The organism is Tissierella sp. (genome assembly GCF_031460495.1).
Classification (GTDB): domain Bacteria; phylum Bacillota; class Clostridia; order Tissierellales; family Tissierellaceae; genus JAVKTS01.
In genome coordinates this window covers 56,680-82,992 of record NZ_JAVKTS010000007.1, presented here as the reverse complement: position 1 = coordinate 82,992, position 26,313 = coordinate 56,680, and the positions used below count along the sequence as shown (strand labels likewise).

Below are 26,313 nucleotides of genomic sequence, written 5' to 3'. Positions count from 1 at the left end.
TATTTCTAGTTTTAGTATAACATAGTATTTGTGATAGACAAGTTTTTTTATACAAGTAAAGGCCTTGGATTAATACTCCAAAGCCTTTTACCTTAGTCTATATATTTTTTAAACAATATCGTTGCATTATGTCCACCAAATCCTAGTGAATTTGATAGGGCATATTTTACATCCCTATTTACTGCTACATTAGGTGTGTAGTTTAAGTCACATTCCTCATCTGGATTGTCATAGTTAATGGTTGGAGGGATTACTCCTTCCTTTATTGCCATTAAGGCTGCTATAGCCTCTATTCCACCAGCAGCTCCTAGTAAATGACCAGTCATTGATTTTGTTGAGCTAATATTTATGTCTTTTGCATGATCCTTAAAAACATTTTTTATTGCTAGGGTTTCTAGTTTATCATTAAAATATGTTGATGTTCCATGGGCATTTATATATCCTACTTCATTGTAATCAGCCCTTGCTTCTTCCAATGCCAATTCCATTGCCTTAGATGCTCCCTTGGCTTCTGGATCTGGTTGTGTTATATGGAAGGCATCTGAAGTAGATCCATATCCTACAATTTCACCATATATATTTGCTCCCCTAGCTAGTGCATGATCTAGCTCTTCTAATATCAATATACCTGCTCCTTCTCCCATTACAAATCCATCTCTTTCCTTATCAAAAGGGCGAGATGCTTTTGTAGGGTCATTATTTCTTGTTGAAAGAGCTTTCATTGAACAAAAACCTGCTACTGAAATAGGTGTTATAGACGCATCTGCTCCACCTGCAACTATCATATCCACATTTCCTGATTTTATCATTCTAAAGGATTCTCCTACAGCGTGGGTGCTAGAAGCACATGCTGTGGTTATTGTCATTGTTGGACCTCTAAATCCAAAGGCCATGGATATTTGTCCTGGTGCCATATTGGATATCATCATAGGTATAAACAATGGGCTGACTCTACTTGGTCCTCTATCCTTTAGTTTTCCATACTCAGTTTCCATGGTTTCCATACCACCGATTCCAACTCCGATTACAACACCAACTTTATCTAAATTTAACTGACTTAAGTCAATTTTTCCATCATCTAAAGCTAATTTTGTACCAGCTACTGCAAACTGTGTAAATCTATCCATCCTTCTTGATTCCTTTTTATCCATAAAATCGGATGGATTGAATTCCTTTACTTCTGCACCTATTTTTGTATCAAATTCAGATGCATCAAATCTAGTTATATACCCAACTCCAGATTCTCCTTGTATTAAAGAGTTCCAGAAGTTTTCCTTACCTATTCCTATAGGTGTTATAGCACCTAATCCTGTGATTACGACTCTTCTCAATTTTTTTACCTCCACTATTAAGGTATTATTCAACTTTTCCTTGTACATAGGTTACTATATCACCAATGTTTGTAAATTTTTCTGCATCTTCATCTGGTATAGTTATTCCAAATTCATCTTCTAAAGCCATCATAATTTCTACTGCATCTAATGAATCTGCTTCTAGATCTTTCATTAAAGAAGTTTCTCCTGTAATACTCTCCACATCATCTACACCTAATTGTTCTGCTATAATTGCTTTTACTTTATCAAATATCATTTTTATTCCTCCCAATTTTAAATTATTATGCTTATCTTAGATAAATTATAAAAACGAGTCTCCAGTTCATTATTTGATACCTTCTACAAGTCATTTTAAAATAGGAAATCAATGGAATGCTACGCTAAAAACCCTGATTTCCAAAGCAATTTTAAAATTTCCTTGGAATGTGTGGCAAATCCTTCACAGTCGAGTCTTATTTTTTAATTTATCTCTTATATTTTTGTAGTTTATCTGCCTACATAGCCATTCCGCCGTCTACATTTATTATCTGGCCTGTTATATAGTCTGATTTTTCGCTTGATAAAAATACTACTAAATTTGCAATATCTCTTGGATTCCCAAAGGAATTTAAAGGTATGGCTTTTAACATAGTATCTTTAATTTCATCTTTCAATACTTCTGTCATGTCTGTAGATATAAAACCTGGTGCTATTCCATTGACTCTGATGCCACGACTGGCTAGTTCTCTTGCCATGGATTTTGTAAATCCTATGACACCAGCCTTTGAAGCAGAGTAATTTCCTTGACCTGCATTTCCTATTATTCCTACTACAGAAGTAATGTTTATTATTTTTCCGTATTTCTTCTTCATCATTATTCTAGATACTGCTTTTGTACAAAGGAAAGTTCCTTTCAGGTTAACATCCATTACCTCATCCCAATCTTCTGATTTCATTCTAATGAGTAAGTTATCCTTTGTAACCCCAGCATTATTCACTAAAATATCGATTGTACCAAGACTTTCCTCTATGACCTTTATCATTTCTGTCACATCTTCTTCTACTGATACATTTGCGCCAATAGCAATTGCTTTTACTCCATGAGACTTTATCTCTCCTACTACCTCGTTAGCTTTTGCAATGTTGTTCACATAAGAAATAGCTATATGAACTCCATTTCTTGCTAATTCTAAGGCTATTTCTTTGCCTATTCCTCTTGAGCCTCCTGTGATCAAGGCTACTTTATTGTTTAAGCCCATCGTGGTTTCCTTCCTTTCTCAATTGCTTGTTTAGATTTACCTAGATTTTTTCGTAATTCTAAATTATGATCTTCTCCAATTGGAGCAAAGGCTTTTACTCGACTAAGGGTTTCTTCAAAAGAATCTATATCATTTATACTATAGGCCTTTACTTCTTTCCCCATGGATTTACCAATGCGTTTTACAAAGCCTGAGAGGGATTTACCCGGTCCTAATTCTATAAATGTAACTACACCATCATTTATCATAAGCTCTACTGATTGCTGCCATAAGACTGAATTACTAACTTGATTAACTAGCTTATGTTTTATTTCATGTTTACAAGATATGAGCTTAGCATCTACATTGGAAATAAATTTCTTTTTAGCATCCTTTATCTTAATTTTAGATAATTCATTTTCTAATCTTTCTCCAGCAGAAAGGAGTAAAGAAGAATGAAAGGGTGCTGATACAGATAATGGAACTGCCTTTTTTGCTCCTGCTTTAACTGCCTCATCACATGCTGCTTCAATAGCTTTTAATTCTCCTGATAAAACTATTTGTTCCGGACTATTATAATTTGCTACTTCCACTATTCCATATTGCTTAGTATTTTCTATAATTGCTGGTATCTTTTCTCTATCTAATCCGAGTATTGCAGCCATTCCTCCTAGACCTAGGGGTACAGCTTCTTGCATGAATTTGCCTCTCTCTTTTACTAGCTGTATAGCATCTTTAAATTCTAAGCTTCCACTCATAACTAAGGAACTGTATTCACCTAAGCTAAGACCTGCCGTGTATTCACAGTCTATGCCCATAGATTCCAAAGCTTTTAAGATTGCTATACTTGTAGTCAATATGGCTGGTTGAGTATTTTCCGTTTTTCTTAAATCTTCTTCACTACCATTGAAGCAGATTTCTTTTAAGTTCATATTTAAAACTTCATTTGCCTCATCAAATATTTTCCTTGATTCTTCAAAGTTCTCATAGAAATCTTTGCCCATTCCTACATATTGGGATCCTTGCCCGGGAAATATAAAAGCTATTTTATCCATTGATATCACCGTCCTTTTGTGAGCTCAACGAATAAAGTCTTTTCTCTGCTGAAAAAACTATTTCCTCAATTATTTCTCTGCATGGCTTAATATCTTTTATTAGACCTGCTATTTGACCAGACATTAATGAGCCTTTGTCCATATCCCCTTCTACTACAGCTAGTTTTAATCTTCCCGAACCCAATAGCTCTAGTTCCTCAAAAGGAGTATTGTTTTTTTCAAGTTCCAAAAATTCTTTTGTAAATTTATTTTTTAATGCTCTAACAGGATGACCAGTACTTCTGCCAGTTACTTGTGCATCCCTATCCTTTGACTTTACAATGGCTTCTTTATAGTTTATGTGGACTTTGGCTTCAGTAGAGCACACAAATCTAGTGCCTATCTGCACTCCCTCTGCCCCTAAAGTCAAAGCTGCTAAAAATCCTCTTCCGTCTCCTATTCCTCCTGCTGCTATAACAGGAATCTTAACTGCATCAACTACTTGAGGTACTAAAGCCATAGTGGTCAGCTCTCCAATATGCCCACCTGCTTCAGTTCCTTCAACGATTAAGGCATCTACACCTTCTCTTTCTAATCTCACCGCTAAAGACACAGTAGGTACTACAGGTATGATTTTTACATTATGTTCTTTTAATTTTTTTATATACTTCCCCGGACTTCCTGCACCTGTAGTTACAACAGGAACTCCCTCATCACATACTATACCTACAATATCCTCAGCAAAAGGTGACAGCATCATAATATTTACACCAAATGGCTTATCCGTCAATTCCTTTAGCTTTCTTATTTCTTCCTTAACAAATTCTGGTGGTGCATTTCCTGCTCCGATTATTCCAAGACCACCTGCTTCTGATACAGCTGCTGCTAATTCATGGGTAGCTACCCAAGCCATGCCTCCTTGCAATATGGGGTATTTGATATTTAGTATATCAGTTATTCTGGTATTCCATATCATATATCTTCCCTCCTATTCCACTTTATAGTTGTTGAAGCCCAAGTAAGACCAGCTCCAAATGCTACTAAAAGTACATTATCCCCTTTTTTTATCTTCTTATCCTTCACTGCTTCATGAAGGGCTACTGGGATTGAGGCTGAAGACATATTTCCATATTTATTTAAGTTTACATATACCTTATCTCTATCAAGTTTTAATTTTTTCGCTGCAGCATCTATTATTCTCATATTTGCTTGGTGAGGAATTAAGAAATCCAAATCATCTAATTCTAAATTAGCTTTTTCTAGAGCATTTATAGATGCTTTTTCCATCACTCTTACTGCAAATTTGAATACCTCTTTACCATCCATTTGTATGAAATGAAGCCTATTCTCCACTGTTTCTAAACTGGTTGGCAATTTTGAACCTCCTGCTGGAATTGTTAAAACTTGACCATTGCTACCATCAGCACCTAAATCCGATGATAGTATTCCAAATCCTTCTTCGCATCTTTCTAGAATGCAAGCACCTGCACCATCTCCAAAGAGTACGCAAGTATTTCTGTCCTGCCAATCAAGTATTTTAGATAAGGTTTCAGCACCTATTACTAATACCTTCTCATACATTCCAGATTTAATAAAAGATTCTCCCATAGTCAATCCATAAAGAAATCCTGAGCACCCTGCATTTATATCGAAGGCAGCTGCTTTTGTTGCACCAATGTTTTTCTGCACAATACACGCAGTTGATGGAAAAGCATGGTCTCCTGTTACAGTTGCTACTATTATTAAGTCAATATCCTCTGGGTTAATTTTTCCATCTTCCAAGGCATTTCTGGCTGCCATAGTTGCAATATGAGAGTTTGCTATATTATCTTCCACTATTCGTCTCTCATGTATCCCTGTTCTTTCCACTATCCACTCATTAGATGTATCTACTATTTTGGATAAGTCGTGGTTTGTAAGAACCTTTTCGGGTAAATAACTACCTACACCAGAAATTCCTACATAAATATCTTTCATTTTCCACCTCCATATTTAGTTGTGACTTTCGCCTTACTTAATCATTTACCACCCCCTTTAAAATTGTTTGCAAAATAACTTTCTTTATATTATTATTAATATACTGTGAATAGAACTTTATGAATTAGTATATATGAATATAAACAAATAATCAATCATTAAAATTTGGTTATATTATTTTAAATAGGAGTGGTTTAATGAATAAATTGTTGAATATAGAAGATATAATGGAGATTATTCCTCATAGATATCCTTTTCTCCTTATAGATAAAGTTTTGATAGAAGAAATAGGGGTAAGGGGTATCGGATATAAAAATGTAACCATGAATGAGCCGTATTTTCAAGGTCATTTTCCAGGGATGCCCGTAATGCCAGGAGTTTTGATTGTTGAGTCTATGGCTCAAGTTGGAGCAGTAATACTTTTATCTGATGAAAAGTATAAAGGAAAAACTCCTTATTTTGCTGGAATAAACAAGGTGAGATTTAAGAGAAAAGTAGTACCAGGAGATACTCTTAGGATGGAAGTAGTATTGACTAGGATAAGAGGTTCTATAGGAGTTGGTGAAGGAAAAGCCTATGTAGAAGATGAGCTTGCCTGTGAAGGAGAATTTTTATTTGCTATTGAATAACAGGACAAAGGGACACTTGGGTTGTTAAGACAACCAAAGCGTCCCTTTGTCTTTCTTCATTTATTTGCTAATTAGTCAAATTTTTAGCGTCTTCAACTAATATATTAATCGAGGCATATAATTGTTGTATACTTCCGTTAATACTTTTTATGGCTTCTGCTTGATTCTTTGTAATAGAACTAATTTCAGTAATTATACTATCCTGCTCCCTTGAGGTTTCTTTAATTCCCTTTAAAATTTCCTCTATTTTTTGAATTGAGTCTGAGCTATTAATTGCAAGCTTTCTAATTTCCTGTGCAACTACACCAAATCCTCTTCCTTCTTGACCAACCCTTGATGCTTCAATTGAAGCGTTTAGCCCTAGTAGATTTGTTTGTTTAGCTATGTTTTGAATAAATCTTAAAACCCCATCAGTTTCATCTATATGAAGTTTAGATTCATTTGATTTAATTAGTAATTCACTTGAAATATTAAAGAGTTTATCAGAGTCTTCATCAATTAATTGAGATATACTAGTCAGTTCCTCAAGTCCACCTGATAGTTCTTCTGCTAAAGATAATAATTTCTCTTGTTTTTCTATTGAAATAACGAAAGAAACAGCACCTACTATATTATTATCTTCCCTTATCGGAATACCACAGGCAATATATGGAAATCCAAATACTTCTGCACCTACCTTATCAATTACCTTTTTTCCTGCTTTCATACACTTTGCTACAACTGTACTTTCCGGAATAGATTGACCTGCTTCAACTAGCTGTGGTACATGTTCACCCTTAACAAAAGTTAAGTATTTTTTCGTATCTGAGACAGTAACACCAATGTCATCTATTGTTAGACTATTAATATATGGAGCAATTTTTACAAAACAATCAAGTAATTCTGACAAACCATTCTCCCCCCTCTTAGTTTGTACATCTTCAAAGATGTATTAATCATTAGTTTTTTCATTATGTTGATTATATCAAATAAGGGTTATTATCTCAATTGTTTTTGCCATATTTATTGAACAAACTCGAATAACAAGGCAAGGGGACGCTTCGGTTGTCTTTTACGACAACCGGAGCGTCCCCTTGTCTTTCTTATTATCTGTTTAAGGTTTCTTTAGTAAGTATATCTATTCTTTCCTTTTCTGTGATTATCTTACCTTGTTTTTCATCATAGCAGTATAAGCCACCACTAACTATTCTGGTCTTTAATTGTCCTTTGGCCACTTTAGAGCCTATTAATTGAGGGGCATCTAATATCCCTACTCTTACTGCTTCTGTTAAAGTCTCTGGGTCTGATAATGGATCTTCTACTTTTAGATTTAGTGATTTAATTGCATCTATAATAATCTTAGCTTCTTTGATTAATACATTTTTTCTTTCTAAGACATTCTTATCTTTTGCCATATCTACAGATCCTAGGAATTCATTCTTAATTATTCCCCTTACTATCATAGCAGATTCAATTATGTCATCTGCTTTTGCTGCATGATGAGCTTCGCAGAATCCTACTACATGGTATATATGTGGTTTTATTGCCATAGATAGATATGCAGATGCTGCTAATTGGCCTTTAGCTTGATATAAATTGGTTGGGAAGCTTGCAAGACCTGCTCTAGCTTGACGATATACATTAAAATCCTTATCCACAAGGCTTTCTATTAACTCTATCTTTGCCAACATCTTGCCCAAATCCATCTCAGGTGATATAGTTGCTGGGACATTGAACATATATTGTGCTATATAATCCTTTACACCCATTTTTTTTGCATTGTATGCTGCTATATATGCTACTGCCACAGATATGGCATCATGGGCATCTCTTAAACTCCAATGATGTGGGTCGTTGACTTCCACTGGAATATTTCTTTCTCCATGCCATTTCATGACCTGTTGGTTTTCAGCTATGGCATCTTTCAATTCCCTTGGCCCTCTTTTATCTAATTCACTATACCAAAATAAGGGAACTGCACACCAAGCATTGTCTATGCTTTCATTTAATACTTCTGCAAATTCTATTATATTTTTTGTTCCACTATAGGATCGTAATAATGGATAATTACCTCTTTGAGCTGCTGTATAAAGTTTCTTAAAGTCTTCTTTACTTCTAAGGGGTACTCCCCCTGCTCCATTTAATCTCTCATCCATATTCTCTTGATCAAAGAAGAATTCTTGTGCATTTTGGTCAGGTGCAACTGATATAATATCTATTACCTTTGCATCTGCAACCTTTTCTATTGCTTCAACTGTTTCCTCTATGGTAGGTAATCCTAAATGATGTCTTAATATTGGATATGGATACTTAGATTTTATTCTTGATATTATTTCCTTTGGATAGGATTCTTCATTGGAGTAGTCTTTACCCTTTAAATATGCAATAACTTCATCAATATCTTCTGTTCCATAAAATATCTTGTCAAATATTTTATATTTTCCTGCAACTATGGCTGTAGGCTCTGTTCCACCAAATAACCAAGTGATACCTGTTATTTTATTGTTTTCTATCTTAATCTTTAATTCCTCTAATATTTTATTCAGTGGTTCAGGTGTTAATCTATATGATAAGGCCACTATATCTGGCTTCTTTTCATGTATAAACTCTATTAATTCATCCACAGATTTACCTATGCCTATAAACTCAGTAGCATAATTTTCTTTTTCTGCTAAGTTTAGATAATTCATAGTCCCTGCTACATGAACGCAATTACCTAAAGTTCCTGCAATAATTTTTTTCACTAGGCAACTACCTCCTCTTCCTTCTTATCTAACTTGCCTACCTGTGCAATTCTATGCATTTCATATATAGATAAACCGTCTAGTCCTAATCTCTCGATAGTTCTACCTTCCTCAAAAAAGTTCCGACCAGTCATGAGTTCTGCCACATTAATTATTGAGTTAATAGCTGGAGTTTTAATCCCTAATTCCCTAGCTAATGAAGACATAGGTACTAAGCTATATGGCACATCCTCATATATGTATCTGATGGATAACCCCTTTGGCGCCTGTAAACCTTTATATGCCGGATTATTTTGCACTGTTTCATATAAATTACTTCCACTAGCTCCATATGTTTCATATAGCCAATCCTTGGCTGACAAAGTCTCTACCTTTAAAATCTTTCCAATCTCCATTCTCTCATTATCCATCTTTTCTAGGAATTCTCCTATGGAAGGAGTAATCCCCTCTGTATAATATTCAAAAGGTGCGCCTCTTTCAATATGTCCGCTATTTAATAATGTTGGTGCAGGATGGAATATTGCTCCATAATTGTTGATGCTTGTTTCAAGTACATCTTTTGCTGGAATAAATTGTGGATATGCATGCTTTAGTAGGTTAATTACATAATCTGTTTTATATGATGGAATTGCTGCTATTGTAACTTCCTTCTTCATCTTAAATATATGGGCACTATTAGTTGATGTAGATCTGCAAGCATAAATAAAAGACTGAGCTTCTGCTACTATTACTTGCTTTTCACAATTTTGCTTTCTGAGGGTTTCATATACTTCTAAAGCTCCTCCTGTTCGTCCTGGATTTAGTACTATTACCTGACCGTCTTCTAGATAAGGTGCCATTTCCATCGTCATCTGATAATGACCCATTGCTGGGACTGTAACCATTATGATATCTACACCTTCTATAGCTTCTTTCATTATGTTTGTTACTCTGTTCAATACTCCAAACCCTTCTTTTTCTCCTGTCAATGATACTATAGGACTTTTAATCAATGAGAATATATTTTCTAAGGTTCTATTATATAAATTTACCTCATACCCAATCATTGCCAAATATGCAGCCATGGCCATACCACCGTTTCCTGCTCCAATGATGCTAAATTTTAAATCTCTTCTCATAACATCTCTCCTCTCAAATATAGTTTTATATACTTTATGTCAACCAGTTTTGAGGGACAAAAAAAACTATGGGGTTCCATAGTCCTGAAATCAGTACAATTTCACGCCCCCTTTAATACGCTTACGAGGTTAGCTGTCGGGTTCGGGCTAAAGGGTTTTGCCCGTCCTATAAAGGATTCACCCCAAAATATTGGTTCCCCCGCTTCAAATGAATTCAGCGATTATTCTTTTGTTAGACTAGATACATTATACCATATTATCCGTATTTTTACAAAATTATTTGCCAAAGAATATTTATACAATTTATTTCACTTTATGACAAAATATGTTTTCACCTAATTCAATCTCAAGAATATATTATAGTATGGACATGACATAAAAAACTATTCATCAAAAATATATCGAGGAGGAATATAGTATGAATCACCATGTAGAAGGATTAAATGTTAGTAATGTACGTCTAATAGATAGTAGTTATGGACAATCTAAAAAAAACACACAAAGCCCTGCTAAACAGTGTAACGTTAGTTCACCACATGACAAGTTTTGTGTTGATGTTGATAGTACCGTTTTAGATAATTGTGCAAATACCCCAGTAACACCAGGTGGTATAAGAACGGGTGTTATTGTAAAAATACCTGTAGTATTAGCTGAGTTAACCATTCGATTTAATGTTAATGCATTTATTCGTTTACCTGAGCCAGCACTTGAGATTAAAGATATTAAAAAAAGACTAAAGATTACCCAATGTACGCTGCTTCAACCTACAAACATTCTATTTATCAAAGGCTTTGTTCGTAAAAATATAGACTATTCTACAGGAGAATGTTCAAACTGGAAAGGAGTATGTGGTGACCTTCGCCATTGTACTGTAGATGTTCCTTTTGAATGTTCAACACCGGTTAGTTTTTTCACACCACCTGCAACTCTTGCTGTGAATTCTAAGTCAGAGTTTGAGTTTTTTAAAGTAAGCGATTTACCAAATAAACATTTTGCTGAAAAAGATGACCTATTATCAGGAGATTTATCAGAAATTAATCAATTCATGACAGAAAATTTCAACGAACTTCCGTTCTGTGAACTAGTTAGGGCAAGAATTTTTGAATTCGATGAATTCATTAATCGAGAGCGTCCTCACGATGCTGAACTTCCTTTTGAAGAAAAATTCTTTAAAAAGGTGGAAGAAAAAATGGTTATAGAACTTACACTTAAAGTTTTACAAAACAGACAGGTTGAAATTCCATCCATTGGAGGCACAATTAGCCCACCTTGCTATACAGCAGATGAAAATGAAAATGAAGATTAATATTAATATTAATATTAATATTAATAGTTAAAATGCAATATAAAGCCAGACAAAAGTCTGGCTTTATTTTTATATCAAATATTTATTCCTTTTGCTCTTTCGCTAATTCTACACCTTTTTCTAATGCTTCTTTGTTTATTGGCATTAAATGGGCTCTGTTTTCACCAAATACTGCAGTGAAAGCTTTGTTTAGTATAGAATCAATTGTAACTGCTTTTGTAACTTCAAGGAATGCTCCTAGTAGCACCATATTAGCTATCCTTGGGTTACCTAAATCATTTGCAATCTCATTAGCTGGGATATAATATACTTCTATATCTTCTCTAGTACATTTTCTATCTACTAATGATGAATTGATGAAAAGTCTTCCTCCTGGTACTACTGTTTTTTCAAATTTATCTAAGGAAGGTCTATTCATTACTATAGCTGCAGTTGACTCTACAACTACTGGAGAACCTACTGCTTCTGAAGATATAATAACATTACAGTTGGCAGTTCCTCCCCTCATTTCTGGTCCATATGAAGGCAACCATGATACAGATTTATCTTCTATCATTCCTGAATATGTGAGAAGTTGACCTAGAGCCATTACTCCCTGTCCACCAAAACCAGCAATTACTATTCTTTCTTCCATTTTATTCATCCTCCCCTGGTCTTCTAAAGTTTCCAAGAGGATAATAAGGAATCATATTTTCCTCTAACCATTTCATTGATTCTGGAGCTGTTAACCCCCAGTTAGTAGGACATGTAGACAATACTTCTACTATTCCAAATCCCTTGCCATCAAGTTGTATTTGGAAGCATTCTTTTATAGCTTTCTTTGCTTTTCTAATATTTGCAGGTGTATTAACTGCTACTCTTTCAACAAATGCAGCGCCATGTATTGTAGATAACATTTCACTGATCTTTATTGGTCTACCACTATGTTCTTCAGTTCTTCCAAAAGGAGCTGTTGTTGCTTTTTGTCCAATTAATGTGGTTGGAGCCATTTGTCCACCTGTCATTCCGTAGATAGCATTATTAACAAATATTGTAGATATTTTTTCTCCCCTATGTGCAACATGAACGATTTCAGCTGTACCAATAGAAGCTAAATCGCCATCACCTTGATAAGTAAATACAAAGTTCTCTGGATGTACTCTTTTAATTCCTGTAGCTACTGCAGGTGCTCTACCGTGAGCTGCTTGTTGCATATCACAGTTAAAATAGTTGTAAGCAAATACTGAACATCCTACTGGTGCAACTCCAATAGCATTGTCTAGTATTCCTAATTCTTCTAACACTTCTCCTACTAATCTATGAATTATACCATGGGTACATCCAGGACAGTAGTGAGTTTGCACATCTGTTAAGCCTTTTGTCTTTTCAAATACTACAGTCATTATTTTTCACCTCCATAGATTTTCTTTACATTTTCTACTATTTCATCTGGAGTAGGAATCATTCCACCTGTTCTTCCATAGAATGAAACAGGGAATTTGCCTTCTACTGCAATTTTCACATCATCTATCATTTGTCCATTGTTCATTTCAACAGTAAGTATGCCTTTGCAATTTGGATTTATTTTTTTAAATTCATTATATGGATAAGGCCATAATGTAATTGGTCTAATTAATCCTACTTTATATCCTTCTTTTTCTAATTTTGCTATGGCTGTTTTTGCAATCCTTGATGTAGTTCCATAAGCTGCAATAACTACATCTGCATCTTCTATATTATAGGACTCTACTCTTTGTTCAGTTTCATTCATTGTTTTATATTTTGCTTGGAGTTTAATATTGTGTTCTTCTAAAGCTTCTGCTGCTATATATAAAGAGTTTATAATATTTGGCTTTCTTTTTCCTCCAGTACCTACTGTAGCCCAGTCCTTCACTGGTAATTCTCTTTTAATTGGAGCTTTAAATTCTATTGGCTCCATCATTTGACCAATCATACCGTCTCCAAGAATCATAACTGGATTTCTGTATTGATCTGCTATATCAAAACCTTCAATTATTAAATCTACTAATTCTTGAACATTGGATGGAGCAAATACTACCATTCTATAGTCTCCATTTCCACCACCTCTAGTAGCTTGGAAATAGTCTGTTTGTGATGGTTGAATACTACCTAATCCTGGTCCACCTCTCATAATATTAACTAAAAGACAAGGTAATTCAGCACCTGCAAGGTAAGATATTCCTTCTTGTTTTAGTGACATTCCAGGGCTTGAGGATGAAGTCATTACTCTTGCACCTGCACCTGCTGCACCATAAACCATGTTAATGGCTGCTACTTCTGATTCAGCTTGTAAAAACACCCCTCCTGCTTTTGGTAACTCTCTTGACATATATTCTGGTAATTCTGATTGGGGAGTTATAGGATATCCAAAGAAATATTTACAACCAGCTGCAATTGCTGCTGCTCCTATAGCTTCATTCCCTTTCATGAGAACCTTTGCCATAATTGAACCCTCCTTTAATAATTAATTAGAATCTTTCTACAGTAATAACTGAATCTGGACAAATAGTTGCACAGTTGGCGCATCCAATACATTTTTCTAGTTCTGTAGTTGTGGCAGGATGATATCCTTTTGCGTTTATCTTAGTCTTGTCCATAGTGATTATTTTCACAGGACATACAGTAGTACAAAGAGTGCATCCTTTACAAATGTCTTCTTTAAATGTTACTTTACCTTTAGCCATTCTTTACCCCTCCTTATTCTGTTATAGCATCCATTCATCCCTCATAAACATCTCTAGAGGGAATATTTCGCCTTCTAAATCCTTAGGAAGGCTTGGGACTACTTCTTTTAATACGGAAATGTATCTTAGCTTTATATTGGTTCTTGCTGCCACCTCTAAGGCCAATTCTTGACCTCTTAGTACATCTTCAGCAGTTGTACTCTTAAGTAAATGGGTATTGTTTACAATACCGGTTATCTTAGCTCTAGAAACATCTTGAATTTTAGTCATATATTCAAGAACCTTGTCTAGAGTTTGAGTTTCAGGGCGATTAGCGTTTAATACAAAGAACATATCATATTTACCTTCTTTGAAATACTCAACATATCTACCCAAAGCTCTAGCTCCTACTGGATCTCCACCTACATCTAATACAAGATCATATGATTCATCCTGTAATGGTGCATATACCTCTGCTGATATAGATGGCACCTCTACTGCAGGGGCATTGATTTGACTGCCAATTACTCTTATTCCTAGTGCTTCCATTTCCTTTGCCTTTTCTCTAGATCTAAAATACATATTCACTATATCTAAATCAGCTAGGGCTACTTTTTTGCCCATGTTTGCTAATTTAACAGCATAATTAACACTAAATTCAGATTTTCCAGATCCATAATGTCCTATTATAACCCTAATTCTTTTGTCATTAATCATAATCACCAAATCCTATTTATATAGTTTCGCTTCCTCTTCTCCTCTTAGTACACGAAGTCCACCTTCAGCTAAGGCTGTAAGTTCATCTTCACCTGGATATATAGTTACATCAGCAATAAACTTAACTCTTTCGTCTATCCATGATGTAAATAGCTTATCGTAGGCAATACCACCAGTTACAATTATTCTATCTACATTGCCCTTTAAAACTGCAGCTGCTGCTCCAATATCCTTTGCTACTTGATAAGCCATGGCATAGTATATTAATTCAGCATACTTATCTCCATTTTTTATTCTATTTTCCACTTCTCTAGCATCATTAGTCCCTAGATATGAGACAATTCCACCTTTTCCTGTTATCATCTTCTTTATTTCATCTTCTGTATATTTGCCAGAATAACAAAGTTTTACCAAGTCTCCAACAGGAAGGCCTCCCGCTCTTTCTGGAGAAAAAGCTCCCTCTCCATTTAAAGCATTTGGTACATCTATTACTCTTCCCTTTTCATGGGCACCTACTGATATTCCTCCACCTAAGTGAACAACTATTAGATTTAAGTCTTCATATGATTTATTTATACTATTTGCATATCTTCTAGCCACTGCTTTTTGATTTAAAGCATGGAAGATAGATATTCTTTCTATTTCCTTCATTCCTGAGATCCTAGCAACATCTGAAAGTTCATCTACTACCACTGGATCTACTATAAATGACCTTTTTCCTATTTCCTTTGCTATTTCATGAGCCAATATACCACCTAGATTTGAGGCATGCTCTCCTCTATTTGCAGCTTTTAAATCATCTATCATTTTATCATTTACTTCATAAGTACCGCCTTCTATAGGATTGAGAAGTCCTCCCCTTCCTATTACCCCATTAAGGGAATCAAGAGATATATTATTCTTTTGAAGAGCATCTACAATAATATTTTTTCTAAACTCAAATTGATCGTATATCCTTGAAAAAACTGATAATTCTTCAACCGTATGACGAAGAGTTTCTTCAAATGTAATCTTTTCATTGTCAAATACTGCTATCTTAGTTGATGTAGAACCTGGGTTTATTATTAACAATCTAATATTTTCCATTCTTGTCCTCCTATCTAGATGCCATTAATACTGCTAGGGCAATTGAATTTAATTTAGCTTCTTCATTGTCAGCTCTAGAAGTAAGAACTATAGGAGCTGTTGTACCTACAATAAGTCCCGCGGACTTTGCATTACCTAAGAATGTCAAAGCTTTGTATAAAACATTACCAGCATCAATATCTGGTGTAAGTAATATATCTGCATCTCCTGCAACTTCACTATCTATGCCTTTTAATATAGCTGATTCCTTTGATACAGCATTATCCAATGCAAGAGGCCCATCTACTAAACAGCCTGTGATTTCTCCTCTTCTGTTCATATCAGCTAATTCTTTAGCGTGAACTGTTGCCTCCATCTTAGGTGATACTTTTTCCTTTGCTGCTAAAACTGCTACTTTTGGTGTTTCTATATCTAAGGATTTTGCCAAGACTACAGCATTTTCAATTATTTCTTTCTTTTGCTTAAGATCAGGGGATATGTTCATAGCTGCATCTGTTACAATAAACACCTTGTGATAAGTAGGAACATCAAATACAGCAACATGAGATATTACATTTCCAGTCCTAAGACCAATTTCCCCATCCAGTACTTGTTTCATTATTACAGAAGTATCTATAAGGCCTTTCATTAACACATCAGCTTTGCCACTACTTACCAGCTCTGTTGCAATTCTACAAGCCATAGTAGTATCTACTTCGTGGATCACCTCTATATTGGTTAAATCAAAGCTAAGCTCATTTGCTACAGCTAATATTTGATCTTTATCTCCAACTAATACTGGTATTGCAATATTTAAATCAGTTGCATTTTTTATTGCTGAAAGAACATCTCTATCTTGTGCAACAGCTACTGCTACTTTCTTTGGTCCCTTTTTTTGAGCTAATTCAAGTAATGCTTTAAAAGACTTAGCCATTTATAACCACCTCATCTTCATAAATTTTAGCTTTTTCTTCTCCCTTTATTACTCTTAAAGCACCCTTGTTCAGGGCGTCCATTTCATCCTCACCAGGATATACTATTACTTCAGAGATAAAGCTAATCATTTCTTTTATTCTATCTACTAGATAACTAGAGTAAGCTAGTCCACCAGTAAGTATTATATTATCAACTTTCCCTTTCAAGACTGTAGCATAGGAGCCTATTTCTTTACCAATTTGATAAGCCATAGCATAATATATAAGCTCTGCATACTTATCCCCATTATCTATTCTCTCCTGGATTTCTCTACCATCCATAGTTCCTAAATAGGAAAATAATCCGCCTTCACCACTGATTTTTGTCTTCATCTCATCCAAAGAATAATCTCCTGAAAAGGACATTTTAACAAGGTCACCTATAGGTAAACTACCTGTTCTGTCTGGTGATAAAGGTCCCATCTCTTTTGCATTATTTACATCAATTAATTTTCCACCTTCTACTGGAGCAATTGATATTCCACCACCTAGATGAGCTACTATTAGATTTAGATCCTTCAAGTCCTTGTTTATCTCATTAGCCCTTCTATGGGATACAGCTTTTATATTTAATGCATGAATCAAAGATTTTCTAGGAATTTCTTTTAACCCTGATATCCTAGCTACTTCAGTAAATTCATCTACAGCTACTGGGTCTACTATATAAGCAGCGATAGCTCCCACATCTGCCAGGCCCTTAGCCAGCATCCCACCTAAATTAGATGCATGTTCACCTGATATTCCTATTTTCAGGTCTTCAATCATTACATCAGTAACAATATAAGTTCCTCCCGGCATAGGTCTTAATAGCCCACCTCTACCAACCACTGCAATAAAATCATTAGGAGTTAGCCCTTCTTTTTCTAACCAATTTTGTATCAGACTCAGCCTATAATCATATTGTTCAGACACACGCTTGTAGCTTTTTAGTTCCTCTTTGTTATGGTCTATTTTGACGGTATTTATTTCATTTTCTCCCTCAAATATAGAGACCTTAGTAGAAGTGGATCCCGGGTTTATTGCTAATACATATTTCCTTTCCATTCTGTTCCCCCTTAGTGATTAATTATATTTAACTCAATAGGCTGCGGTGTTATATCTTTGACTGTAAGACCATCAACTACAGTAAATCCTATATATGCATTCCAAGTGCCTTCTTTAAATAAACCTAAATCCAAATAAACCACTAAATCTTCCTTAGTTAAACTTTCAATAATTTCTTTGCTTCCCTTTAATGTTATCACAATGTTTTTAGAATAATCTTCTTCACTTAAAGCTAAATCTTCAGATAAATTTCTAATATCTATTTCTGATAAATTGTATTCAAAGGTTTTCGTAAAAGCTTCTTCAATATTTAATGACACCTTAACTTTTTCATCTGGATTTAGAAGTGAAACATTTCGTGGGAGATCAAGTTCTACTTCAACCTCATTTCCTTCCATTAATGCATTTATATCTATTGGCTTAGTTAGAATGGATGATAAGTTAACAATATTATCCTTACCTTTCAAGCCAATTTGATTTGGCATAATATTAATTGCAGTGATCTCATAATTTTCAGGTAGTGTATTTGTATATTGTAGTTCAATAGGTAAGGTAACGGTTCTATAAACTGGTATCCTTACATCAATTACACTAGGTTCATTTACAACTCCCATAACATCATTGCCTTGATCATCAAGGATTTTTAGAGGTACGCTAATATTAATATCTTCTTTTCTACCATCTAACTTTATTTCCCCTACAATTTCTGCAACTTCATTAACCCATGTTCGAGGCCCTTTTAAGAAAACTGATGGGGTTTTGGTTACTATATCTCCCAACACATAATTTGAAGCAAGGTCTCCACTAGTTCTTATAGTTACCGTTTTTTCTTTTGATATTATTTTGTCAAAATTAAATAGTATTTCCTTTGGTTCATATTTATCTACTCTTACATTGCTTGTTTGCTCTAACCAAACATCTATGGGAACTTTTACTTGTCCTTCCTTATATCCAGATAAATCTACTTGTGCTTTGATTGATTCCGGTGAGAAATTTCCCATATCGGATCTTCTACCTGTAACTTTTACGGATATGGTAACTTCATTTGGCTCCATAACAACAAGTCCTTGCTTATCTAGGGCATCTGTATTACTAAATGTTACTTTAATATTTTTGTATTCTGTAGGCCATTCTGGATTTACTTCATCCATAACATAAGCCCATAAAACTATAGCTATAACAAAGGCTAAGATTTTCAAAACTAAGTCATTTTTCATCTTTTTCATCTTTTCGCCTCCATTTTACTATAAATGATTCTGCTGAATCCTTTGGCTTATACATATCTGTTAATATCTGCTTTAATGTCTTACTATCTAAATGTCTTGCTATGGTTCCATTCTCTGCAATGGAAATAGAACCAGTCTCCTCTGAAACTATTATGGATAAACTGTCGGATTTCTCAGAGATACCTAGTGCTGCTCTATGTCTAGTGCCTAGTTCCTTACTCACATTGGTATTTTCTGTAAGGGGTAAAAAACAAGCTGCGGCTTTAACCACATCATCTTTTATAATTACTGCTCCATCATGTAATGGAGTATTGGGAATGAAGATATTGATAAGCAAATTACTAGATACTAAGCCATTTATTTTTGTTCCTGTATCAGCAACTTCATTAAGTCCTGTTTCTCTTTCTAAAACTATTAATGCTCCTATTTTTTGTCTAGATAAAGATGCACAAGCCTCTACTATTTCTTCTACTGTCTTTGATAAGCTTTCACCTTTTATTTCTAAAAAAGACTTGGTAAAGAATCTAGACCTTCCTATATATTCCAATCCGCGCCTAAGCTCAGGTTGAAATACAATTAGAATGGCTATAACTCCCACAGTCATTGCATTTTCTAATATCCAGTTAATGGTATAGAGTTTTAGAAAACCACTAAGCTTAGCAAAAACAAATAAAGCAAAAATCCCCTTTGTCAGCTGCTCTGCCCTAGTTTCCCTAATTAGAGTAAATAACTTGTAAAAAACTGCTGATACAATAAGAATATCAACTATGTCTCCTATCCTAATATCCGAAAATAATCTACTTATAAATTCCAAGGTATACCACGCCTTTTATCGTATTTTTCTTATTATTTATATTATATAACATATGAGAATTTAATTGAACTAATTCTTTTGAGATATGAAATATAATATAATTCTGATAATACTTAATTTTCCACCATCTTGTCCATTGTATCTGCAAGGGATTTTTCAAGTCTTGATTTTACAGTATCTGATACCATTATGTCTAAACTTCCTCCTAGGATTTCTTTTACAGGTAATATTTCATAATGCAATTTATCATTTTCCCTATATTTGTGAACCCATGTGGGTATATAAGATATATTTTTTATTATAGTTTCTTCAGTGGAAAAGTTCTTTTCTATTTCTAAATTTATCATAACCCCATCTTCTGTATAGGAATTATTTAGAGTCTCTTTTCTCTGGTTTGATAAAAAATTACCCATGGAATAAATAATAAAATTATCCTTACCATCTTTATCAACTATTTGAGAATTTTGGATTACATGGGGGTGACTTCCTAATATAATATTTGCTCCCCATTCAACCATTTTTTCACCTAGTTCTATTTGATAAGGAGAAGGATCTCTTTGATATTCATTTCCCCAGTGAACAAATACCACTGTCATATCTACACCCAAGTCTTTGGTCTTTATAATATCCTTTTTTATCTTATCTTCGTCTATTCTATTTACCATATATGATAGTTCTTCTTCATTTAGAAGTGAATCTAAACCATTTAATCCGTAGGTATAGGAGAGAAATCCTATATTGATACCCTTGATGTCTTCTATGAGTATAGGTGTATTAGCTTCCTTATATGTACCAATGTTTTTCATACCATATTCATTTATATTATCTATGGTGGATATAATTCCTTTTTTGCCATGATCTAAGCTATGATTGTTTGCAGTAGACAAAATATCAAAGCCTGTCTCCTTAATTGCTAAAATAGATTCTTTTGGTGTATTAAATCTTGGATAGCTTTTATATCCAATTTCTTTACCCGCTGTGACAGTTTCAAAATTTGCTAAGGCTATATCCGCATCTTCAACATATCTTTTTATATGCTGGAATGTTGGTATAAAATCATAAGAATCACTTTCTTTTATGTATGCAGCTTTGTATTGGGGAGAGTGAAACATAATATCTCCTGCTGCTAGCAAGTTGATTGCAATTATCTTTGGTTCTTCTATTGTTTCAATAATTTCTTCAGATACTACTTCTTTTACGATTTCTTCATGTGCATCAAAATCTTCTTCTACTGTAGTTCTTTCCATATTAAGTGTATTTTTACCTATGGTAAATCCCAATAAACCTATTGATATAACTAAAAACAATACTAAAATATATGACCTTTTTTTCATTGTTTTCCCCCTTAATAGAACTATGCTTGTACTAAAGATAAAAGATAGAGTTTCCTCTATCTCCTATATTATACTTTCTTAATTGTTTATACAATAAGAATTATTCTTTTCTTTTTAATCCAATTAGTCTATTCTTTGAATCATACATATAGCTTGCTAATTTTCTTTGATTTAAAACCCATAATAACAATACATATGGTACAAAGATTAAAGTCAATTGTGGTATATTGGCCATAAGTATGAAATCAAACATTCCATGCATTATAACAGGCATATATAAAGATTTTCTTAAGTTCATTCTTCTTCTTTCCAAATTTGTATCAAATTTTGCTAGAGATAGATAGTATCCCATGGTGATACCAAATACTGCATGGGCAGGTACAGAGAATAATCCTCTATATAGCCCAATAAAGGGATTGTTAGTATATCTATAGGCAACATATATTATATTTTCCACTGTAGCAAAACCCATGGTAGAAAATACTGAGTATACGATACCATCTAGTTTCTCATTAAAATACTTTGTTTTATAAGGATATTTTAATACGACTAATCGCTTGAGATATTCCTCTGTCAAACCTGCTACTATAAATGCATTGTAAAATGCACCTAATACTCCAGTAAATATATTAAATCTTATCAAGACTTCTTCAACTAAAATAGCTGGAATCACAGATAATGCACCTAAGATGTAAGTAAACAACAAAACCTTCATAGGTTCCTTATCATGTCTATCAGATAAATAAATACCTAGGATAATTATAGCTGCAGGTATTATGGCGATAATGAAAAGTCTAAGTTCCAAAAAATTACCTCCTTATGTCTTTTCATTTAGTTTACCAAGATATAAAAAAATAAACCCTAACAATATTAGGATTTATAGTAATCTATGGTTATTTCATGATTTTTATATTTTCTTTTCATATAAGAAAAAATCAAAACAAAAAGTCCTAGAGCTATGAATATATCTCCTATGCTTATTATTTTGGGAAAAATATATGGATCTGGAATTGGAATTATATCACATAAATATAAGAACTTAGTAGTTTCACTAGTTAATGTATGAGTTAATATTCGCCCTTCTTCTAATAAAGACAATTGATTATATAGCTTTGAATATTTAAGAGCATTAACTGAAACTGGCATTCTTCCGTTGTTTAAAACAAGAGGTATAAAATTTGATATAGAACCTAATAGTACTATCTTAAATCCATTTTCATCAAAATTCATAGATAATCCAATAATTAATAGAAGATAGATAAATATATGGATATAATAAAATTTATCTTCAATAATAATACTTAAGTTTCCAATACTTTTAGAAACTATTAACAAAGAAGCAATTTCTACTAGAAAAGATATAGCGAATAGATACCATCCTTTTATATATAAATATTCTAAATTTCTTATCTTACCACCTGCAAGTTTCCCGAGTAGCAAAGATAATGTCATAGTTTCAATTACCATGGTAAAACACCTCATTTTCACAATTCACAATTGAAAATTATTGTAAACTTCAAATAAACTGAAGTTGTTTAATCATAAAGTAGAAAGCTAGACACATTTGTGTCTAGCATCACAGCAAAACTATTAATATGCAACAAATAGTTCTTTCTTAGCATTACATAATGGACATTTGTCTTCTTCGCCTGTTAATGTGATAAATCCACAAACTGGACAAAGTTCCACAACTTTTGCTTCTAAATCCTTACCAGCATCTACAGCTTCTTTTGCTTTAGTGAACAACTCTGCGTGTACTCTTTCAGCATCAATAGCAAATTTCATAGCTGATATAGCTGTTTTTTCTCCTTGCATCTCTGCTACCGCTATATATGCTGGATACATTTGATTAACTTCATGTAATTCTCCATTGATTGCTCCTTGAAGATTATCAGAAGTAGTGCCTAATCCAAATCCTCCCCCTGATGCTACTAAGAAATCACCTGACATGTCTTTTAATGCTTTGAAATGTAATGTTGCATGCACTTCTTCAGCATCTGATGTAGCCATGAATAATCTGTAGACTGTTTGGAATCCATCTTTCTTTGCTTTATCTCCCCAAATTCTATATCTCATATGAGCTTGAGATTCACCACCAAAAGCGGATCTTAAATTTTCTGCTGTCATTGGGTTCATCAAATTACCTCCTTCATATTTATAGTTATTATTATTTTATACCAAATCTAAGACCATGTCTAGATTAATAAAATCGTGATTAGTCATAACTTCTTTAATTAATCAACTTTAATAAAATCTCAAGCTTTAATCTGCTCATAGGGTCTTCTAAATCTAGATCTATGAGATCTTTTATCTCCTCTACCCTTTTTCTAACAGTGTTTATATGTAAGAAAAGTTGCTTTGCTGTAAGACTATAATTCATTTTACATTCTAAATAAGCCCTTAGTATTTCTATGAGTTCTTTATGTTCAGGATTTTCAATTAAAGTCTTAATATCCTTTGATATTATTCCCAATTCATCTTCCTTCATATTCATCCAAGCAAAAACTCCTAAATCAGAATATTTTAAATAAGATTCATTTGGATATAATAACTGGCCAATTCTTATGGCTTGATTACATCTTACATAATTTTTTCTTAGATCAAGTATTGTACTTCCATTATCGGAAACTCCAAAAACTATATTTATATTCTCTATCTTTGACTCTATTCTCTTTTTAAAAGAATTAGAAGCCTTTTTTATTAGTTCTAGATTCTCTTTTTCTGAAATCTTATTATCTACAGGGATCAAAAAGATACAACTACTATCGTCTATCATGGCCATTCTAGCCTCCGTCTGAGATATACTACTATTTACAACCTCTCTAAGTTCATCCTTATAGCTTAGTAGATGAGTATTTTCCTTTTCTGGTTTCATTAAAATCAGATAATAGTTTATGTTTATATCCAAGCCTAAATTATCTGCTTTTTTAGATATAGCTTCATCACCTACTAGATTTCCTACTATGATATCAGAAGTAAATTTTTCAAAACCTACATCTCCAATGCTTTGAGCTACTAATATTTGCTCATATAGGGATTGAAGAAGTAGAAATCCTATTCGTAGGGCGAATTGATCAAAGTAATCTATAAGACCTGTAGCTTCCAAGACTACAAAATATCCTTTTATCTTATCTCCAACTGTAATAGGCACAGTAATCCAGCTATAAGGTCTATCATATTTATCATCTATAAATCTATATCTTATCATACTTAAATTATCGCATAATACTTCTTGTGTATAATCAAAGGGTGGATTCCAAAAATCTTCTATCTTCAAATCTCCAATAAGCTCCATAAATGCATTTGAGCTATAATAAGGTTTTTCAGATGATAAGTCATATAACATAGCAGGAAAATTCATTTCACCTTCAATTTGGGATAATATCTTATTTATCTTTCTTGCTTGATAGCTTAATTTGGAAAAACTCCTTGGATTAATAGTCCCTATTCTAAATTGCCTAATGTTTTTATTCATTACCAATACATTAAGCTGATTCATGATGTCCATCCAGGATGGACCTACTGGAATATTTATTAAGGGAATATTGTATTCATTAAATATATTTATAATATGCTCTGGAATTATCTTTATATATCTATCTATTTTTAATCCCATTCCAGATATCTCTTTAAAAGTATCCGTTTTTACATACTCTTCAAATAGTTCTGGATGTTGTTTAAATATATAGCCTGAAGATATGACAAATTCTCTGCCTCTTGTCCACTTATATCCATCTGGAGCATCTAGAATTGCGATTCCTTGCAACTGTTTATCTAAGCCTTCATGGCCTGCTACAACATTAAAATCCTTAAAAAACTCAGCCTTCAGCATTTCTCTAATAGTCAAACCCATCATATCACCAGCCTATATTTAATATTAATATTATACCACAATTTTTTTAGAACAAAACAAAAGCTATAACAATCTATTATTGTTACAGCTTTTGTTTTGTTCTATTTGTCATTTAAGAAATCTATAGCAAATTGTGTATATAATGCTGTTCCGTACTTTAAGCAATCTTCATCAATTTTAAATTTCTCATGGTGTGGGAAATATATACAGTCTTTTTCCTTATTTCCCGATCCAAGCCATGCAAAAACACCTTTAGCATGTTGGAAATAGTAGGACATATCTTCTGAGCCCATCATCTTAGGTATGGATACAATTTTATCTTCCCCAAAAATAGTGGAGGAGGTTTTCTTCGCTAAAACTGATAATTCGTCATCATTATATACACTTAGAGTACTGTCCTCTATGATTACATCTACCTTAATTTCATAGGTATCTGCTATTGCTTTAGCATGTCTCTTTATAGCTTCATGGACTGTTTTTCTAGTATTTTCATCAAAGTATCTCATAGAAATATCAAGTTCTGTATACTTAGATATGATATTTGCCTTTGTTCCTCCCTGGAATCTTCCTACAGAAACTACTATAGGCTCTTGAGGATTAACATTTTTAGCGACTATTCCTTGAAGGTCTGTGACGAATAGACACGCAGGATGAACTGTATCCTTTGCAAGGTGTGGGGCTGAACCATGACCTGATACTCCCTCAAACTTAACATATATAGTGTCACAGCCTGCAGACCTATAGCCTGGTGATACATCTACATGTCCAACTTCTATAGCTGGCAGATTGTGAATACCAAGACATGCATCTACGCCTTCCATTCCACCTGCTTCTATGATTTTCTTTGCTCCTGTAAATATTTCTTCTCCTTCTTGAAAGAAAAATCTTACTTCACCCTGTATTTCATCCTTCATTTCAGATAAGAGCTTTGCTGCACCAAGTAGCATTGCAGTATGACTATCATGTCCACAAGCATGCATTAATCCAGGCACCTTTGATGCAAATTCAACTCCTGATTCCTCTTTAATTGGAAGAGCATCTATATCGCCTCTTAAAGCTACTGTTTTTCCACTTTTTCCGCCTTTTAATGTAGCTATTAAAGAGGTGTTCCCTGCTTTTTTATAAGGTATTCCTAATACTTCTAATTCCTTCATAATTTTCTCTTGAGTCTTAAATTCTTGTCCACTAAGTTCAGGATTTTCGTGGAAGTCTCTTCTAAACTTAATTATATAATCTTCTATTGATTTAGCCTTCTCTAGTATATTTGACATTTACAACACTCCTC

Annotated in this window: 27 protein-coding genes and 1 riboswitch; of the genes, 2 read left to right on the top strand and 25 right to left on the bottom strand. The window is 33.7% G+C overall.

All coding sequences use genetic code 11. The features are described 5' to 3' along the window. Positions 1 to 92 precede the first annotated feature (92 nt). From fabF to RIN63_RS14150, 6 genes are all read right to left on the bottom strand, one after another. Positions 93 to 1,331, bottom strand: a complete 1,239-nt coding sequence (fabF, locus tag RIN63_RS14175) for a beta-ketoacyl-ACP synthase II (protein ID WP_310445401.1) — start codon at positions 1,329 to 1,331, stop codon at positions 93 to 95. Between the two features lie 25 nt (positions 1,332 to 1,356). After that, a complete protein-coding gene (gene acpP, locus RIN63_RS14170; protein WP_399324987.1) occupies positions 1,357 to 1,590 on the bottom strand; it encodes an acyl carrier protein in 234 nt (77 codons plus the stop codon). Positions 1,591 to 1,828: 238 nt separating this feature from the next. Continuing rightward, complete coding sequence (fabG, locus tag RIN63_RS14165; protein WP_310445400.1) at positions 1,829 to 2,572, bottom strand: 3-oxoacyl-[acyl-carrier-protein] reductase; 744 nt, start codon at positions 2,570 to 2,572, stop codon at positions 1,829 to 1,831. Further along, positions 2,563 to 3,606, bottom strand: coding sequence for an ACP S-malonyltransferase (fabD, locus tag RIN63_RS14160; protein WP_310445399.1), 1,044 nt, complete (start codon positions 3,604 to 3,606; stop codon positions 2,563 to 2,565). The genes fabG and fabD overlap by 10 nt, the downstream gene beginning before the upstream one ends. After that, positions 3,599 to 4,561: an enoyl-[acyl-carrier-protein] reductase FabK gene (gene fabK / locus RIN63_RS14155; protein WP_310445398.1), complete on the bottom strand. Its 963-nt coding sequence runs from the start codon at positions 4,559 to 4,561 to the stop codon at positions 3,599 to 3,601. The genes fabD and fabK overlap by 8 nt, the downstream gene beginning before the upstream one ends. After that, the gene (locus RIN63_RS14150) at positions 4,558 to 5,562 is read right to left on the bottom strand and encodes a beta-ketoacyl-ACP synthase III (protein WP_310445397.1); all 1,005 of its coding nucleotides are present in this window, start codon (positions 5,560 to 5,562) and stop codon (positions 4,558 to 4,560) included. Before RIN63_RS14150 ends, fabK begins: the two co-directional genes overlap by 4 nt. Before the next feature lie 197 nt (positions 5,563 to 5,759). Here RIN63_RS14150 and fabZ point away from each other — a divergent pair, with 197 nt between their 5' ends. After that, on the top strand, positions 5,760 to 6,191 hold the full coding sequence (gene fabZ, locus RIN63_RS14145; protein WP_399324983.1) for a 3-hydroxyacyl-ACP dehydratase FabZ: 432 nt from the start codon (positions 5,760 to 5,762) through the stop codon (positions 6,189 to 6,191). Between the two features lie 67 nt (positions 6,192 to 6,258). Here the strand turns inward: fabZ and RIN63_RS14140 are convergent, their stop codons facing one another. The 3 genes from RIN63_RS14140 to RIN63_RS14130 form a co-directional block, all read right to left on the bottom strand. Beyond that, complete coding sequence (locus tag RIN63_RS14140) at positions 6,259 to 7,080, bottom strand: methyl-accepting chemotaxis protein (protein ID WP_310445396.1); 822 nt, start codon at positions 7,078 to 7,080, stop codon at positions 6,259 to 6,261. A gap of 196 nt (positions 7,081 to 7,276) precedes the next feature. After that, positions 7,277 to 8,914, bottom strand: a complete 1,638-nt coding sequence (locus RIN63_RS14135) for a methionine synthase (RefSeq protein WP_310445395.1) — start codon at positions 8,912 to 8,914, stop codon at positions 7,277 to 7,279. Continuing rightward, a complete protein-coding gene (locus RIN63_RS14130; protein ID WP_310445394.1) occupies positions 8,914 to 10,032 on the bottom strand; it encodes an NAD/NADP octopine/nopaline dehydrogenase family protein in 1,119 nt (372 codons plus the stop codon). Before RIN63_RS14130 ends, RIN63_RS14135 begins: the two co-directional genes overlap by 1 nt. 103 nt (positions 10,033 to 10,135) lie before the next feature. After that, positions 10,136 to 10,262, bottom strand: a riboswitch (cyclic di-AMP (ydaO/yuaA leader). Between the two features lie 188 nt (positions 10,263 to 10,450). Between RIN63_RS14130 and RIN63_RS14125 the strand changes: the two genes are divergently transcribed. Then, on the top strand, positions 10,451 to 11,338 hold the full coding sequence (locus RIN63_RS14125; RefSeq protein WP_310445393.1) for a CsxC family protein: 888 nt from the start codon (positions 10,451 to 10,453) through the stop codon (positions 11,336 to 11,338). 82 nt (positions 11,339 to 11,420) lie between these two features. On the opposite strand, the gene RIN63_RS14120 is transcribed toward RIN63_RS14125, so the two are convergent. From RIN63_RS14120 to RIN63_RS14045, 16 genes are all read right to left on the bottom strand, one after another. Next, the gene (locus RIN63_RS14120) at positions 11,421 to 11,972 is read right to left on the bottom strand and encodes a 2-oxoacid:acceptor oxidoreductase family protein (protein ID WP_310445392.1); all 552 of its coding nucleotides are present in this window, start codon (positions 11,970 to 11,972) and stop codon (positions 11,421 to 11,423) included. A gap of 1 nt (position 11,973) precedes the next feature. Beyond that, the gene (locus RIN63_RS14115; RefSeq protein WP_310445391.1) at positions 11,974 to 12,720 is read right to left on the bottom strand and encodes a thiamine pyrophosphate-dependent enzyme; all 747 of its coding nucleotides are present in this window, start codon (positions 12,718 to 12,720) and stop codon (positions 11,974 to 11,976) included. Further along, positions 12,720 to 13,781: a 3-methyl-2-oxobutanoate dehydrogenase subunit VorB gene (locus RIN63_RS14110; protein ID WP_310445390.1), complete on the bottom strand. Its 1,062-nt coding sequence runs from the start codon at positions 13,779 to 13,781 to the stop codon at positions 12,720 to 12,722. Before RIN63_RS14110 ends, RIN63_RS14115 begins: the two co-directional genes overlap by 1 nt. A gap of 25 nt (positions 13,782 to 13,806) precedes the next feature. Continuing rightward, the gene (locus RIN63_RS14105; protein ID WP_310445389.1) at positions 13,807 to 14,022 is read right to left on the bottom strand and encodes a 4Fe-4S binding protein; all 216 of its coding nucleotides are present in this window, start codon (positions 14,020 to 14,022) and stop codon (positions 13,807 to 13,809) included. A gap of 21 nt (positions 14,023 to 14,043) precedes the next feature. Beyond that, on the bottom strand, positions 14,044 to 14,718 hold the full coding sequence (locus RIN63_RS14100) for an ATP-binding protein (RefSeq protein ID WP_310445388.1): 675 nt from the start codon (positions 14,716 to 14,718) through the stop codon (positions 14,044 to 14,046). A gap of 12 nt (positions 14,719 to 14,730) precedes the next feature. After that, positions 14,731 to 15,804 carry a butyrate kinase gene (buk, locus tag RIN63_RS14095; protein WP_310445387.1) on the bottom strand — a complete coding sequence of 358 codons (1,074 nt, stop codon included), beginning with the start codon at positions 15,802 to 15,804 and terminating at the stop codon, positions 14,731 to 14,733. Positions 15,805 to 15,814: 10 nt separating this feature from the next. Further along, a complete protein-coding gene (locus tag RIN63_RS14090) occupies positions 15,815 to 16,717 on the bottom strand; it encodes a phosphate butyryltransferase (RefSeq protein WP_310445386.1) in 903 nt (300 codons plus the stop codon). Continuing rightward, a complete protein-coding gene (buk, locus tag RIN63_RS14085) occupies positions 16,710 to 17,801 on the bottom strand; it encodes a butyrate kinase (protein WP_310445385.1) in 1,092 nt (363 codons plus the stop codon). The genes RIN63_RS14090 and buk (RIN63_RS14085) overlap by 8 nt, the downstream gene beginning before the upstream one ends. An 11-nt stretch (positions 17,802 to 17,812) precedes the next feature. Next, on the bottom strand, positions 17,813 to 19,027 hold the full coding sequence (locus tag RIN63_RS14080) for a CdaR family protein (RefSeq protein ID WP_310445384.1): 1,215 nt from the start codon (positions 19,025 to 19,027) through the stop codon (positions 17,813 to 17,815). Continuing rightward, positions 19,008 to 19,841 carry a diadenylate cyclase CdaA gene (gene cdaA, locus RIN63_RS14075; RefSeq protein ID WP_310445383.1) on the bottom strand — a complete coding sequence of 278 codons (834 nt, stop codon included), beginning with the start codon at positions 19,839 to 19,841 and terminating at the stop codon, positions 19,008 to 19,010. Before cdaA ends, RIN63_RS14080 begins: the two co-directional genes overlap by 20 nt. 113 nt (positions 19,842 to 19,954) lie before the next feature. Continuing rightward, a complete protein-coding gene (locus RIN63_RS14070; protein WP_310445382.1) occupies positions 19,955 to 21,175 on the bottom strand; it encodes a CapA family protein in 1,221 nt (406 codons plus the stop codon). A 100-nt stretch (positions 21,176 to 21,275) separates the two neighbouring features. Then, positions 21,276 to 21,980, bottom strand: coding sequence for a PrsW family glutamic-type intramembrane protease (locus tag RIN63_RS14065; protein ID WP_310445381.1), 705 nt, complete (start codon positions 21,978 to 21,980; stop codon positions 21,276 to 21,278). Positions 21,981 to 22,045: 65 nt separating this feature from the next. Next, positions 22,046 to 22,642 carry a DUF5317 domain-containing protein gene (locus tag RIN63_RS14060; protein WP_310445380.1) on the bottom strand — a complete coding sequence of 199 codons (597 nt, stop codon included), beginning with the start codon at positions 22,640 to 22,642 and terminating at the stop codon, positions 22,046 to 22,048. 123 nt (positions 22,643 to 22,765) lie between these two features. Beyond that, a complete protein-coding gene (locus tag RIN63_RS14055) occupies positions 22,766 to 23,311 on the bottom strand; it encodes a ferritin family protein (RefSeq protein ID WP_310445379.1) in 546 nt (181 codons plus the stop codon). Positions 23,312 to 23,405: 94 nt separating this feature from the next. Continuing rightward, a complete protein-coding gene (locus tag RIN63_RS14050) occupies positions 23,406 to 25,031 on the bottom strand; it encodes a PucR family transcriptional regulator ligand-binding domain-containing protein (RefSeq protein WP_310445378.1) in 1,626 nt (541 codons plus the stop codon). A gap of 98 nt (positions 25,032 to 25,129) precedes the next feature. Continuing rightward, positions 25,130 to 26,299, bottom strand: coding sequence for an amidohydrolase (locus RIN63_RS14045; protein ID WP_310445377.1), 1,170 nt, complete (start codon positions 26,297 to 26,299; stop codon positions 25,130 to 25,132). Positions 26,300 to 26,313: the final 14 nt, after the last annotated feature.